The organism is Delftia tsuruhatensis NBRC 16741 (genome assembly GCF_001571325.1).
Taxonomy (GTDB): domain Bacteria; phylum Pseudomonadota; class Gammaproteobacteria; order Burkholderiales; family Burkholderiaceae_C; genus Comamonas; species Comamonas tsuruhatensis.
Genome location: NZ_BCTO01000010.1, coordinates 279,622 through 293,959 on the forward strand (window position 1 = coordinate 279,622; position 14,338 = coordinate 293,959).

Here is a 14,338-nt window from a genome sequence, read left to right on the forward strand (position 1 = left end):
CTCCGGCGTCAGGCCATGCGCAGCAGCTTGCCGCCCATGTGCGGCGTGCGCACAGGCACCACGGTGGGCGCTGGCGCCGCCTTGATCTGCGGGGCCTCGGGAACCATGGCCGCCGGCAGCGACTGGCGCACGGGTTGCGCGCGGGGCGTGTCGCCGATGTTCACGCTCTGGGCCGTCAGGTCGGCCGTGACCTCGCGCAGCCGCGCAGACTGCGCCATGGAGGCCTGCACCACGTCGCCCATGATGGCCGTGACCTGGTGGGAGGAATCCACGATTTCCTGCATGGTCCCGCCGGCCTGTCGCACCTGCTCGGCGCCCAGAGCCACCTGCTCCACCGAGGTGTGGATGAGCTGCTTGATCTCCTTGGCGGCGGCGGCGCTGTTCTGCGCCAGTGCCCGCACCTCGCCGGCCACCACGGCAAAGCCCCGGCCCTGCTCGCCGGCGCGGGCCGCCTCCACGGCGGCGTTGAGCGCCAGGATATTGGTCTGGAAGGCGATGCCGTCCATCACGCCGATGATGTCGCTGATCTTGCGCGAGCTGGCGCTGATGGACTCCATGGTGCCCATCACCTCGTGCACCGTGCGCCCGCCCTGCTCGGCCACCCGGCAGGCCTGGCGGGCCAGTTCATTGGCCTGGCCTGCGTGCTCGGCGCTTTCGCTCAGGCCCTGCATGGCCTCGCCCAGGGTCTGCGCGGCCGTGAAGCGGCGCGTGATATCGCGGGCGTACTTGACTACCTTGAAGGGCCGGCCGTCGGCATCGAGGATGGGGTTGTAGCTGGCCTCGATCCAGACCTGGCGGCCGTGCTTGCCGATGCGCAGGTACTGGCCTGCATCGTGCTGGCCGCTGCCCAGCTTGCGCCAGAACTGCGCGTATTCGGCGCTTTGGCGCTCATGGGGCTGGACGAACATGCTGTGGTGCCGCCCGACGACCTCGTCCAGCGTGTAGCCCATGGCCTGCAGGAACAGGCGGTTGGCATGGAGGATGTTGCCGTCCAGGTCGAACTCGATGATGGCCTGCACCTTGGAGATGGCCGCCAGCTGGCCTTCGGCATCGGCGTTGCGGCGCTGCTGCTCGGTGATGTCGGTGGCGTACTTCACCACCTTGAAGGGCCGGCCATGCCGGTCGAAGATGGGGTTGTAGCTGGCCTGCAGCCAGACATCGCGCCCATCCCTGGCGATGCGCCGGTAGCGCCCCGCATCGTGGATGCCGCTGCCCAGGCGCTGCCAGAACCGGGCGTATTCGGGGGATTCGCTGACCTGGCTGTCCACGAACATGCGGTGGTGCTGGCCGATGACCTCGTGCGCCTCGTAGCCCATGGTGTCCAGGAAGTTCTGGTTGGCAGCCAGCACATGGCCTTGCAGGTCGAACTCGATCACCGCCTGGGACTTGTGTATGGCGGCCAATTGCCCGTCAAGCTCCGCCTTGCGGCGTGCGCCACCGAGGTCCAGGATTCGACTCCATGCTGAGCGCTTCATGGGAATTCCTCTCTCCAAAGCATGCCGGCCGGTGATGCGGGAGCCCGATGCGGGGTGTAAGTGTTACTTTATGTATTTTTATGGAGGCGCAAGCCATTCGTGTATTGATTTTGTCAAACGGAGCCGACTCGCAATAAGCCAAGGGTTTGCCCTTGCTCCGGGCCTCGTCTGCCCCTTGGACGGGCGCTGCCCGGGCCGGTGGCATGATGCGGCCATGCCCGCCTGGATAGACACCCACTGCCACCTCGATGCCCCTGAATTCGATGCCGACCGCGATGCCGTGCGCGCGCAGGCGGCCGAGACAGGCGTTGCGCATCTGGTGATTCCGGCCGTGGCGCGCGAGCACTGGGACACGGTGGTGGCGCTGGCGCGGCGCCATGGCGACAGCTATGCGCTGGGCATCCATCCGCTGTACACGCCCAATGCCCGCGAGCAGGACATTGCCGCATTGCGCGAGACGCTGGACCGGCTGCGTGGCGATCCCCAACTGGTGGCCGTGGGCGAGATCGGGCTGGACTTCTTCGTGCCAGGGCTGGACGCACAGCGGCAGGTCTGGTTCTACGAGCAGCAGATCGCGCTGGCGCGCGAGTTCGATCTCCCGGTCATCCTGCATGTGCGCAAGTCCAGCGACCGGCTGCTCAAGACCCTGCGCGCGCGGCCCGTGGCGGGTGGCATTGCCCATGCCTTCAACGGCAGCGTGCAGCAGGCCCAGGCCTTCATCGACCTGGGTTTCAAGCTGGGCTTCGGCGGCGCCGTGACCTATGACCGCGCGCTCAGGCTGCGCGAGTTGGCAGCCAGCTTGCCGCTGGACGCGCTGGTGCTGGAAACCGACGCTCCCGACATTCCGCCGCACTGGCTCTACACCACGGCCGGGCAGCGTGCCCAGGGCCAGGCCCAGGGCCGCAACACGCCGGCCGAGCTGGCACGCATTGCGGATGTGATTGCGCAACTGCGCGGCATTACGCCCCAGGCCCTGGCCGAGGCCACGGGCCGCAACGCGCGTGCCGCGCTGCGCGGCCTGCCCGCCATGGCCTGAGCCTGGGCCGCGCATGCCCATGAGCGGTCTTGCCGCCCGCTGCGAGCAGCCCGGCGAGTGCTGGGCGACAATGCCGGCCATGTCCTTGACCGTTCCCGACCTGCCGCCCCCCGGCACCCCGCGCTGGCAGGGCCTGGCGCCGGTGGCCGATGCGCGGACCCGGGCCCTGGTGCTGGGTAGCTTTCCGGGCCTGCGATCGCTGCAATTGCAGCAGTACTATGCCCATCCGCAAAACCAGTTCTGGCCCCTGCTCCAGGCCTTGTGGCCCGAGTATCCGCAGCCCGGCCGCGATGACTATGCGGGCCGCTGCGAATGGCTGCTGGCCCGGGGTCTGGGGCTGTGGGATGTGTACGCCAGCTGCGAGCGCGAAGGCAGCCTGGACAGCGCCATCCGCGCTGCCGAGGTGAACGACTTCGCTGGGCTGCGCACGCACTGCCCGCAGTTGACGCTGGCCTTGCACAACGGTGGCGAGAGCTACAAGCACGCCGGCCGCACGCAGGCCCTGGGCCTGGCTGCCGTGAAGCTGCCATCGACCAGCCCGGCCAACGCGAGCTGGCGTTTCGAACGCAAGGTCCAGGCCTGGCGCGAGGCGCTGGCTCTCCATCAACTGCTCTGAATCTTTCCATTTTTCCCGACGTGATACGCAAGACCCGTGGCGCCGCCAAGGCCGCCCCTTCCTCTCCCGCCAACGCCACAGATGCCGAGCTGCCCGAAGTCAGCGTCTCCGACGATGGCGATGTGCGCCACCTGCACCTGGGCACGCCCTGGATACAGGGCTCCATGCGCATACGCGAGCCCTTCGAGATCGAGCTGGAGTACGTGCAGCGCATGATGGGCTGGCTGCTGTTCATGGAACCCGCCAGCGTGGCCGGCCGCCATGCCATGCAGCTGGGCCTGGGCGCCGCGGCCATCACCAAGTTCTGCCACAAGAAGCTGCGCATGCGCACCACGGCCATCGAGCTGAACCCGCAGGTGCTGGCCGTGTGCCGCAGCTGGTTCAAGCTGCCGCCCGACAGCGACACGCTGCGCGTGGTGCTGGCCGATGCGGCCCAGGAAATCCGCAAGAGCCAGTGGCTGGGCACGGTCGATGCGCTGGCCGTGGATCTCTATGACCACGATGCGGCCGCGCCCGTGCTGGACAGCGCCGAGTTCTATGCCGATTGCCGCAATCTGCTGACCGAGGACGGCATCATGACCGTCAACCTGTTCGGCCGCACCTCCAGCTACGAGCGCAGCCTGGCACGCATGGCCGAAGCCTTTGGCGAAGAGGCCATGTGGGCCTTCCGCCCCACGCGCGAAGGCAACACCGTGGTGCTGGCCCAGCGCACGCCGCGCGCGCTCGACCCCGCAGCGCTGCAGGCCGCCAGCGCCCAGGTGCAGGCCCGCTGGGACCTGCCCACCACGCGCTGGCCCAAGATCTTCGTGCGGCCCTGGTAGAGCGGGCTGGCCGGGCAGGGAGGCCGGCAGGCTTACCATAGGGCGCAGTTCAGCTTCCGGCCCAACGCCATGTCCGACCCGACCTCCACCGCACAGCCCACAACCGCCGTCGCTCCGCGCAATCCTTCGGGGCCCCTGGACTGGCGCAGGCTGGTGCAGTGGCTACAGGCCGACGGCGTGATCACGGCCGAAGAGGCCCAGCGCACCGTGGCGCGCTGCTCGCAGGCCGAGAGCACCCAGCACCCGCTGGTCCGGCTGGCCAACGTGGGCGTGGCCCGGGCCGGTGACGGGCGCGCGCTGGACATCGAGGAGCTGACCCAGTACCTGGCGAGCCGCAGCGGCCTGGCCTACCTGCGCATCGACCCGCTGCGCGTGGATGCGGGCCGCGTGGGCGAAATCATGAGCGCCAGCTATGCCGAGCGCCACAAGGTGCTGCCCGTGCAGGTGTCGCCGCAGGAAGTGGTGGTGGCCACGGCCGAGCCCTTCATCGACGACTGGGTGGCCGAGGTCGAGCGCCAGGCGCGCCGCAAGGTGCGCCGCGTGCTGGCCAGTCCGGTGGACCTCAAGCGCTACACGGGCGAGTTCTTCGCCTTGGCCAAGTCGGTGCGCGCTGCCGAGAAGGCCGGCGGTGCGGCCAGCGCGGCCAGCTTCGAGCAGCTGGTGGAGCTGGGCAACAGCAGCAAGCAGCTCGATGCCAACGACCAGGGCGTGGTGCGCGTGGTGGACTGGCTGTGGCAATACGCCTTCGACCAGCGCGCCAGCGACATCCACATGGAGCCCCGGCGCGACCAGGGCGTGATCCGCTTTCGCATCGACGGCGTGCTGCATCCGGTCTACCAGGTGCCCATGGGCGTTCTCAACGCCATGGTCTCGCGCGTGAAGCTGCTCGGGCGCATGGACGTGGTGGAAAAGCGCCGTCCCCAGGATGGGCGCATCAAGACCCGCAACCCGCGCGGCGACGAGGTGGAAATGCGCCTGTCCACGCTGCCCACGGCCTTTGGCGAAAAGCTGGTGATGCGGATCTTCGACCCCGACAACACGGTCAAGGACCTGGACGCCCTGGGCTTCACCAGCCATGACGCCCAGCGCTGGAACGAGCTGGTGCGCCGCCCGCACGGCATCATCCTCGTGACCGGTCCCACGGGCTCGGGCAAGACCACCACGCTGTACTCCACGCTCAAGCGCGTGGCCACGGAGGAGGTCAACGTCAGCACCGTGGAGGACCCGATCGAAATGATCGAGCCCAGCTTCAACCAGACCCAGGTGCAGACGCAGCTGGACTTCGGCTTCACCGAGGGACTGCGTTCGCTGATGCGCCAGGACCCGGACATCATCATGGTGGGCGAAATCCGTGACCTGGCCACGGCCGAGATGGCCGTGCAGGCCGCGCTGACCGGCCACCTGGTGTTCTCCACGCTGCACACCAACGATGCGCCCAGCGCCGTGAGCCGGCTGATGGAGCTGGGCGTGCCGCCCTACCTGATCAACGCCACGCTGCTGGGCGTGCTGGCCCAGCGCCTGGTGCGCACGCTGTGCCCGCAATGCAAGCAGCGCGACGAGGAGACTTCGGCCGCCACGCTGGCCGAGGCCGTGCGGCCCTGGAAACTGTCAGGCAGCTACCAGCCCTACAAGCCCGTGGGCTGCGTGGATTGCCGCATGACGGGCTTTCGCGGGCGCATGGGCCTGTACGAGCTGCTGACCGTGAGCGAGGCGCTCAAGCAGCAGATCCACACCTCGCCGTCCATGGATGCGCTGCGCCGCCAGGCCGTGCAGGACGGCATGCGTCCGCTGCGCCTGGCTGGAGCCCTGCGCGTGGCCGAAGGCGTGACCACGCTGCAAGAGGTCATGGCCAGCACGCCCCTGCTGGGCTGACTGGCGGATAAAAACGTAAGTGCCTGCTCTTGCGCAGGCCGTTGCCAATGATGGATGGGGTGCCTGGCATGGGCACCCTTTTTTCCTCATGCGGGTAGGACATGAGGGTATGCCCTTTGTAGGTGGAATCCACATTCGGACACAGTTTTTCTGAACGCAAAATCGCCGGGTCGTGATTCCGTAAGGAGACATTCTCGTGAAAATCAAGAGTCAGAAAGACTTTTTTTCCGGCGTGATGTTTTTGGTTGTCGGCCTCGCTTTTGCGATCGGCGCAACCAACTACACCGTCGGCACCGGTGCCCGCATGGGCCCGGGCTACTTCCCGCTGATCCTGGGTGTGCTGATGTCCATTCTGGGCACGGCCATCTGCTTCTCCGGCCTGACCAAGGGACCCTCCGGCGGTGACAAGATCGGCAAGTGGGCGTGGAAGCAGGTGTTCTTCATCCTGGCCGCGAACTTTGCCTTCGGCATCCTGCTGGTCGGCGTTCCCAATCTGGGCATTCCCCAGTTCGGTCTGATCGTCGCCATCTATGCGCTGGTGTTCATCGCCAGCCTGGGCGGCCATAGCTTCAACTTCAAGGAAGTGGCAATTCTGGCCACCGTTCTTGCCGTAGGCAGCTATGTGGCCTTCGTGTGGGCACTGAATCTGCAGTTCCCCGTCTGGCCCAGCTTCATCACCGGCTAAGCAGGAGCATCGTCCGTGGAACTTTTTCAGAACCTGGCGACCGGCTTCGGCGTCGCCTTCACTTTCCAGAACCTGATCTACTGCTTCGTCGGCTGTCTGCTCGGTACGCTCATCGGCGTGCTTCCAGGCATCGGCCCCGTGGCAACGATCGCCATGCTGCTGCCAGCGACCTACGCCCTGCCTCCGGTGGCGGCGCTGATCATGCTGGCCGGTATCTACTACGGTGCGCAGTACGGTGGCTCGACCACCGCCATTTTGGTGAACCTGCCGGGTGAATCCTCGTCCGTGGTGACCGTGATCGACGGCTACCAGATGGCCAGAAAGGGGCGAGCGGGACCCGCTCTCGCTGCCGCAGGACTCGGCTCGTTCTTCGCAGGCTGCGTGGGCACCGTGATCCTGGCCGCCTTCGCGCCTCCGCTGACGGAAGTGGCCTTCAAGTTCGGCCCTGCCGAGTACTTTTCGCTGATGACCCTGGGCCTGATCGGCGCCGTGGTGCTGGCTTCGGGCTCGCTGCTCAAGGCCATTGCGATGATCGTGCTGGGCCTGCTGCTGGGCATGGTCGGTACCGACGTGAACTCCGGTGTGGCCCGCTACAGCTTCGACATTCCCGAACTGACCGACGGTATCGACTTCGTCGTGATCGCCATGGGCGTGTTCGGCTACGGCGAAATCATTGCCAACCTGTCCAAGCCCGAGGACGAGCGCGAAGTGTTCGCAGCCAAGGTGACGGGCCTGATGCCCACCGCCGAGGACTTCAAGCGCATGCTGCCTGCCATGCTGCGCGGCACGGCCCTGGGTTCTGCCCTGGGTATCCTGCCCGGTGGCGGTGCCATGCTGTCGGCCTTTGCTGCCTACACCATCGAGAAGAAGACCAAGCTCAAGCCGGGCGAAGTCCCCTTCGGCCAAGGCAACATCCGTGGCGTGTGCGCGCCCGAGTCGGCCAACAACGCAGGTTCGCAGACCTCCTTCATCCCGCTGCTGACGCTGGGCATTCCGCCCAACGCCGTGATGGCACTGATGGTGGGCGCGATGACCATCCACAACATCCAGCCGGGCCCGCAGGTGATGACCAGCAACCCCGAGCTGTTCTGGGGCCTGATCGCCTCGATGTGGATCGGCAACCTGATGCTGATCGTCCTGAACCTGCCGCTGATCGGCGTCTGGATCAAGCTGCTGACCGTGCCCTACCGCTGGCTGTTCCCGTCCATCGTGCTGTTCTGCGCGATCGGCGTGTACGGTACCAACAACAACACCTGGGACGTGTGGATGGTGGGTATCTTCGGCTTCGTGGGCTATGTGTTCCACAAGCTGGGCACCGAACCGGCTCCCTTGCTGCTGGGCTTCATCCTGGGCCCGATGATGGAAGAAAACCTGCGCCGTGCGCTGCTGCTGTCGCGTGGCGACTGGAGCGTGTTCGTGACCCGTCCGATCTCGGCCGGCCTGCTGCTCGCCGCCGTGGTGCTGCTGGTGGTGGTGCTGATGCCCGCAGTGAAGAACAAGCGCGAAGAAGCATTCGTCGAGGATTGATCGCCTCAGCGCTGCAACCATGTTGCTTGACGGCCCTTCGGGGCCGTTTTTTTTTGCGTCGACGAGAAATGCACGTGAAAGCTGTTGATCCCGGATGGCAGGAGGACGCAGCGCCCGTGCCTGCACAATAGCGCGCAGTCTTTCGAGGTCACGATGTCCCCACTTCTGTCATCCCAGCACCCGCTGCGCGTGCTGCTGCACAACGAGATCCATGCGCGTCCCGCCGAGGAAATGCAGGCGCCGCTGGCCATCACCCACGTGGTGATGCTCACCGATGCGGCCCAGCGCGAGGCCAGCCGCGCCCATGTGGCCACCCTGCTGCGCAACCACCACCTGCCCCCGCCCGATGCGGCGACCACGCATGTGCTCATCGATCTGGGCGCCTTTCACCTGCGCTGGGAGCTGCACACGGAATTCGTCTGCTGGACCTTCAGCAAGCACATGTCGCAGGCCGGCATGGACGATGTGCGCGAGCCCGAGGCCGCCATCGACTACGTGCCGCGCGACTGGCTGGCTGCATTGCCTGGCCAGTGCCTGAGCGGCCTGCACCTGTGGGCCTTGCAGGAGCAGGCGATCAACGAGCCGCATCTGGTGCGCCACCTGCTGCAGGAAGACACGCTGGTGGGCGCACGCGTGGCCGGCGATGCGGGCAAGGTCTACACGGACTTCGCCATCCATGCCGATGGCTTCTCGCGCATGCTGCTGCTGGCCGGCGAATCGCTGTCGCCGCGCCGCCTGGGGCGGCTGGTGCAGCGCCTGCTGGAGATCGAGACCTACCGCATGGCGGCCTTGCTGGGCCTGCCTGCCGCCCGCCAGGCCGCTGCCGTTCTGGCCACGGCCGAGCGGGACCTGGCGGCCCTGGCCCATTCCATCCGCCTGGCGGACCGCGATGCCGAGCCGGCGCTGCTGGACCGGCTCACGCGCCTGGCCGGGCAGGTGGAGAGCGAGTACGCCACCACGCACTCGCGCTTTTCCGCCAGTGCGGCCTATTTCGAGCTGGTGGACAAGCGCATTCAGGACATCCAGGAATCACGCATCGACGGCATACAGACCATCCGCGAGTTCATGGACCGGCGCCTGACGCCGGCGCGCAGCACCTGCGAATGGGCGGCGCGGCGGCAGAACGCGCTGTCCGAGCGCGTCTCGCGCGTCAGCAGCCTGCTGCGCACGCGCGTGGAGATCGAGCAGCAGCAAAGCAGCCAGCAACTGCTGGGCGCCATGAACCAGCGCCAGGACATGCAGCTCAAGCTGCAGTCCACGGTGGAAGGCCTGTCCGTGGCCGCCATCACCTACTACTTTACGGGCCTGATCAGCTATCTGGCCAAGGGCGCCAAGGCCCTGGGCTGGCCCTGGTCGCCGGAGAGCACGGCCGCCGTCGCCATTCCCGTGGTGGCGCTGGGTGTGTGGTGGTCCTTGCGCAGGCTGCACCACAGGCTGTTCCGTGGCCAGCACGGCGGCGGCGCGCATTGAAGGCAGCGCCAGGGGCTCGCCGGTGCGCCGGCGAGTTCACGTTTTCTCACGTTTGGCGTGAAAGCGTCGAAGCCTCGCGCACAATGTGCGCTGCCGTTCTGCAAGGATCGAGCAAGGTTGTGTTTGTTCAGGAGTGAGACATGGATCTGGGAATCGCGGGCAAGTGGGCCCTGGTATGTGGCGCCAGCAAGGGCCTGGGCTTTGGCTGTGCCAAGGCGCTGGCGCAAGAGGGTGTGAACCTGGTGATCAATGCGCGCAATCCCGAGGCCCTGCAGGAGGCCGCGGCCAGCCTTGCGGCCCTCGCGCCGCAGGTGAAGGTGCTGGCCGTTGCCGCCGACATCACCACCGAGGAAGGCCGTGCCGCCGTGCTGTCGGCCGCCGGCGGCCCGGGCGTGGATTTCGATATCGTCATTACCAATGCGGGCGGCCCGCCTCCCGGCGATTTCCGTGACTGGGACCGCGCGGCCTGGCTCAAGGCCGTGGACGCCAACATGCTCACGCCCATCGAGCTGATCAAGGCCACGGTGGACGGCATGGCGGCACGCGGCTTCGGCCGCATCGTCAACATCACGTCCAGCGCCGTGAAGGCGCCCATCGACATCCTGGGCCTGTCCAACGGCGCGCGCAGCGGCCTCACGGGCTTTGTGGCGGGCCTGGCGCGCAGCGGCATCGCGGCCAAGGGCGTGACCATCAACAACCTGCTGCCCGGCAAGTTCGACACCGACCGCCTGCGCACCACCTTCACGGCCGCCGCCAACAAGAGCGGCAAGAGCCTGGACGATGTGCGCCTGGTGCAGCAATCCCAGGTGCCGGCGCGCCGCTTCGGCACGCCCGATGAATTCGGCGCCATCTGCGCCTTCCTGTGCAGCGCCCACGCAGGCTACATGACGGGCCAGAACATCCTGCCCGACGGCGGCCTGTACGCAGGAACCTTCTGATGCGCCAGGGCACTGCGACCATGACCGCCTCCGGAGCCCGCAAGCCCCGGGCAGTGCCAGGCATGGCCGCGCAGTTGCAAACGGGCGGCGGACAGGGGCGGTCTTGAAAACCCCGGCCCTGCATCGCGGCCAGCGGCCTCGCCGCAGCCTGCCCATGTCGCATGCCATGCAGGGAGCCGGGAGATGAGCGAACTGTCCCACCAGACGGACTGGTCGCAGGCGATTGCAGGCCCCTCCGCGCGCCCGGCGGCTGCGCTCAGTCCCCCAGGCATGCGCCATACCCTGGGCCTGATGCTCGTGCTGCTGACGGTGGCCCTGGCGGCCGCCGTCGTCTGGCTGCTCAGCGGCATGCGCACCACCGCGCAGGAAGAGGCATCGCTGCGCCTGGTGCGCTTTGTGCTCGGTACCGAGGCGGCCATCAGCCGCAGCCTTGAATCCCTGGACGCACTGGCCATGGGGGTGGATGAATGGCTGGGTTCGCGCGATCCCGCATCGGCCTCGCAGCCGCAACTGCAGGAGATGCTGCACGCCATGGAGCGGCAGAACACGCTGGCGCGCCGCGCCTCCGTGCACGACTCCAAGGGCCGCGAGCTGGCGGCTTCGGGCGATGGCCCGGCCATTGATCTGCCGGCCCAGGCCTGGGAGCGCCTTGCGGCCCAAAGCCGCTCAGAATTGCTGGCCAGCCCGCCCTCCGTGGCGCCGCAGCCGCCGGGCGGCGAGCGCATGCTCTATCTGGTGCGCCCGCTGAGCCGTGCGCAGCAAGGTGGCTATGTGCTGATGCAGGTGCCGGTGGCGGCGCTGGGCGCGGTGCTGGCCCAGGGCGGCGTGCTGGACGGACTGGAAGTCACGCTGGAGCAGGGCAGCGGCGAGCTGCTGCTGTCCATGCCCCCCTACGGCGAGGCCTCGGCTGCGCGGTTGCTGCCGGCGACATCGCAGTTGGCGTCCAGCGGCGTCATGCCCATGGCCGCACGCCTGAGCCGAGTGCCCGCCCTGGTGGCCGCGCATCCGCTGCCCAAGGGCAATCTGTGGGTCACGGCCAGCCTGCCCATGTCCTCCGTGCTGGCGGGCTGGCGTGTGGCGGCCTGGCTGATGGTGCTGGCCGTGATGATCTTCGGCGTGCTGCTGGCCATACTGGGCTGGACGGTCCACCGCTACATGGATCGCCTGCATGCCGCGCGCCGTCAGGCACAGCGCTCCGAGCAATGGCTGGACCAGGCGCTGGACAGCATGGTCAGCGGCTTTTTGCTGCTGGATTCACAGCAGCGCGTGCTGCGCTGGAATCGCTGCTACGAGGAGATGTTTCCATGGCATGCGGATCAGCTGGAGCCCGGCCGGCCCCTGCAATCCCTGCTGGATGCCAGCCCCAGCGCCGTGGGTCTGGTGGCGGCGCCGGAGCAGATCGATGAGGCGAAGGACCTGCACCGGCAACTGGTGCTGCGTCCTGGCGTCCCCATGGAGCAGCAACTGGCCAGCGGCCGTTTCGTACAGATGACGGCGCGCCCGGCTGCCGAGGGCGGCGTGGTCATCACCTACAACGATGTCACCGATATCCGGCTGGCCACGGCCGAGATCGAAAGCCTGGCCTTCTACGATCCGCTGACCAGCCTGCCCAATCGCCGCCTGCTGCTGGACCGCCTGGCCCAGGCCACGGTGCTGGCTGCGCGCGAAGGCTGGACCGGGGCGCTGCTGTTCCTGGACCTGGACCAGTTCAAGATGCTCAACGACACGCTGGGCCATGAAGTGGGCGACCAGCTGCTGCAGCAGGTGGCGCACCGGCTGCGCAGCGCCGTGCGCTCTTCGGACACGGTGGCGCGCCTGGGGGGCGATGAATTCGTGGTCATGCTCTGCGAGCTGTCGCACGAGCCTGCCGAGGCGGCCACGCTGGCCCAGCGCATTGGCGAGAAGATCCTGGCGCGGCTCAACCAGTCCTATGTGCTGGGTGCCCACCTGCACCGCAGCGCCTGCAGCATTGGCGCCACGCTGTTCGGCCGCCAGCCGCAGTCGGCGGCCGAGCTGCTCAAGCAGGCGGACATCGCCATGTACCAGATCAAGGCGCGCAACGGCAGCGGCCTGTGCTTCTTCGATCCGCAGATGCAGGTGGAGATCCACCAGCGCGTGCGCATGGAGGGCGACCTGCGCCAGGCCCTGGCGCAGTCCCAGTTCGAGCTGCACTACCAGCCCCAGTTCACGCTGGCAGGCGAGGTCATCGGTGCCGAAGCCCTGCTGCGCTGGCGCCACCCCGAGCGCGGCCTGGTACCGCCCGGCATGTTCATCGCCGTGGCTGAGGAAAGCGAGATCATCGTGCCGCTGGGCATGTGGGTGGTGCGCACGGCCTGCGAGCAGCTGGCCGCCTGGCAAAAGGATGCGCGGCTGCGCCATCTGCAGGTGGCCGTGAATGTCAGCGCCCGCCAGTTTCGCCACCAGGACTTTGCCTCCCAGGTCATCGAGCAGGTGCGCAGCGCAGGCATCGCCCCCCATCTGCTCAAGCTGGAGCTGACCGAGTCGCTGGTGATCGAGAACGTGCAGGAGTCCATCGCCAAGATGAAGCAGCTGCGCAGCCATGGCGTGTGCTTTTCCATGGACGACTTCGGCACCGGCCATTCCTCGCTGACCTACCTCACCCAGCTGCCGCTGAACCAGCTCAAGATCGACCAGTCCTTCGTGCGCCACCTGGGCATGCGCCATACCGACGATGTGATCGTGCAGACCATCATCGGCATGGCTCGCAACCTCAACCTGGATGTGATCGCCGAAGGCGTGGAAACGCTGGAGCAGCGCGCCCTGCTGGCGCACTACGGCTGCGAGTACTTCCAGGGCTATCTGTTCAGCCCGCCCGTTCCCATCCGCGCGTTCGAACAGCTGCTGGCCAAGGTGCCCGTGCGCACCGCGGCACACGGCCTGCCCAAGGCTATCCCCGGCGCGAAGACACCATGATGCCGCCCACGATGAGTACGAACGCCAGGCCGTGATACAGGCGCGGCGCTTCGCCCAGCAGCGCGATCGACAGCAGGGCGGTGAACAGCGGGATCAGATTGCCGAAAAAGCCCGCCACGGCCGGGCTGCTGCGCTGCACGCCCAGCCCCCAGAAACGGTAGGCCAGGATGGCCGGGCCCAGGGCGATGAACAGCAGTGCCCCGCCCAGAGGCCAGCCCCATTGAATGTGGAACTGGCCCATGGCCATCTCGCCGCCCGTGAACAGGCCGGACCAGACCAGGCCGAAGACCATCTGGGCCAGCAAAAAGCCTGCCCAGTCCGAGCGCAGCCGCTGCGGGACCTGCGCCTTGGACAGCAGCCAGGTGTAGAGGGCCCAGACCATGGTGGCCAGCACCATGAACAGATCGCCGGGCACGAGCTGCAGATGCAGCAGCAGCTCAGGATCTCCGCGCGACAACACCACGGCCACGCCCAGCATCGACAGCAGTGCGCCCAGCAGTTGGCGCCGGCTGACGGGAATGCCCCAGACGATGCGGCCCAGGGCCAGCATCCACACCGGCATGCTGGAGCTGACCAGGGTGACGTTCAGCGGCGTCGAGGTCTTGAGCGCCAGATACAGCAGCGCGTTGTAGCAGCCGATGCCCAGCAGGCCCAGCACGGCGAACTGCCGCCAGTGGCTCCAGGTGCCGCTGCTGCGGCCCAGTGCCCATCCTGCCAGCGGCACAAGCAGGACAAAGGCAATGGCCCAGCGCAGGAAGTTCAGCGCAAACGGCGAGATCAGGTCATGGACCAGGCGGCCCACGATGGCGTTGCCGGCCCACAGCAGGGGCGGCAGCGTCAGGATGGCGGCGGTGGACAGCTTCAGCGGCGGGCTCGTGTGGCTCATAGGCCCGCCACTATAGGTGCTGCGAACGCTCTTTGCCGGCCTTGCGCCAGTCCTGTGCGGGCCCGGTGCAGCGTCTTG

The 14,338-nt window shown here is 67.5% G+C and carries 11 protein-coding genes; 9 read left to right on the forward strand and 2 right to left on the reverse strand.

The window, feature by feature from the left end; genetic code table 11:
• Window positions 1–8: 8 nt before the first annotated feature.
• The gene (locus DTS01S_RS04345; RefSeq protein WP_061287386.1) at window positions 9–1,475 is read right to left on the reverse strand and encodes a methyl-accepting chemotaxis protein; all 1,467 of its coding nucleotides are present in this window, start codon (window positions 1,473–1,475) and stop codon (window positions 9–11) included.
• A gap of 214 nt (window positions 1,476–1,689) precedes the next feature.
• On the opposite strand from DTS01S_RS04345, the gene DTS01S_RS04350 reads away from it, so the two are divergent.
• From DTS01S_RS04350 to DTS01S_RS04390, 9 genes are all read left to right on the forward strand, one after another.
• Window positions 1,690–2,511, forward strand: coding sequence for a TatD family hydrolase (locus DTS01S_RS04350; RefSeq protein WP_016451088.1), 822 nt, complete (start codon window positions 1,690–1,692; stop codon window positions 2,509–2,511).
• A 70-nt stretch (window positions 2,512–2,581) separates the two neighbouring features.
• A complete protein-coding gene (locus DTS01S_RS04355) occupies window positions 2,582–3,127 on the forward strand; it encodes a DNA-deoxyinosine glycosylase (protein ID WP_016451089.1) in 546 nt (181 codons plus the stop codon).
• Between the two features lie 20 nt (window positions 3,128–3,147).
• Window positions 3,148–3,948: a class I SAM-dependent methyltransferase gene (locus tag DTS01S_RS04360; RefSeq protein ID WP_061287387.1), complete on the forward strand. Its 801-nt coding sequence runs from the start codon at window positions 3,148–3,150 to the stop codon at window positions 3,946–3,948.
• A 69-nt stretch (window positions 3,949–4,017) separates the two neighbouring features.
• Window positions 4,018–5,820, forward strand: coding sequence for a GspE/PulE family protein (locus tag DTS01S_RS04365; protein WP_016445734.1), 1,803 nt, complete (start codon window positions 4,018–4,020; stop codon window positions 5,818–5,820).
• A gap of 196 nt (window positions 5,821–6,016) precedes the next feature.
• Complete coding sequence (locus tag DTS01S_RS04370) at window positions 6,017–6,505, forward strand: tripartite tricarboxylate transporter TctB family protein (RefSeq protein ID WP_016445735.1); 489 nt, start codon at window positions 6,017–6,019, stop codon at window positions 6,503–6,505.
• A 15-nt stretch (window positions 6,506–6,520) separates the two neighbouring features.
• Entirely contained in the window at window positions 6,521–8,032 is a 1,512-nt protein-coding gene (locus DTS01S_RS04375) for a tripartite tricarboxylate transporter permease (protein ID WP_016445736.1), read from the forward strand.
• Window positions 8,033–8,185: 153 nt separating this feature from the next.
• Complete coding sequence (locus DTS01S_RS04380; protein ID WP_017405800.1) at window positions 8,186–9,502, forward strand: DUF3422 family protein; 1,317 nt, start codon at window positions 8,186–8,188, stop codon at window positions 9,500–9,502.
• Window positions 9,503–9,642: 140 nt separating this feature from the next.
• The gene (locus tag DTS01S_RS04385) at window positions 9,643–10,440 is read left to right on the forward strand and encodes an SDR family oxidoreductase (RefSeq protein ID WP_016445738.1); all 798 of its coding nucleotides are present in this window, start codon (window positions 9,643–9,645) and stop codon (window positions 10,438–10,440) included.
• A 183-nt stretch (window positions 10,441–10,623) separates the two neighbouring features.
• Window positions 10,624–13,374 (forward strand): bifunctional diguanylate cyclase/phosphodiesterase, encoded by a 2,751-nt coding sequence (locus DTS01S_RS04390; RefSeq protein ID WP_016445739.1) that lies wholly within the window; start codon window positions 10,624–10,626, stop codon window positions 13,372–13,374.
• Here the strand turns inward: DTS01S_RS04390 and DTS01S_RS04395 are convergent.
• Window positions 13,349–14,260: a DMT family transporter gene (locus DTS01S_RS04395; RefSeq protein WP_016445740.1), complete on the reverse strand. Its 912-nt coding sequence runs from the start codon at window positions 14,258–14,260 to the stop codon at window positions 13,349–13,351. The two genes, DTS01S_RS04390 and DTS01S_RS04395, sit on opposite strands and share 26 nt — an antisense overlap.
• Window positions 14,261–14,338 lie beyond the last annotated feature (78 nt).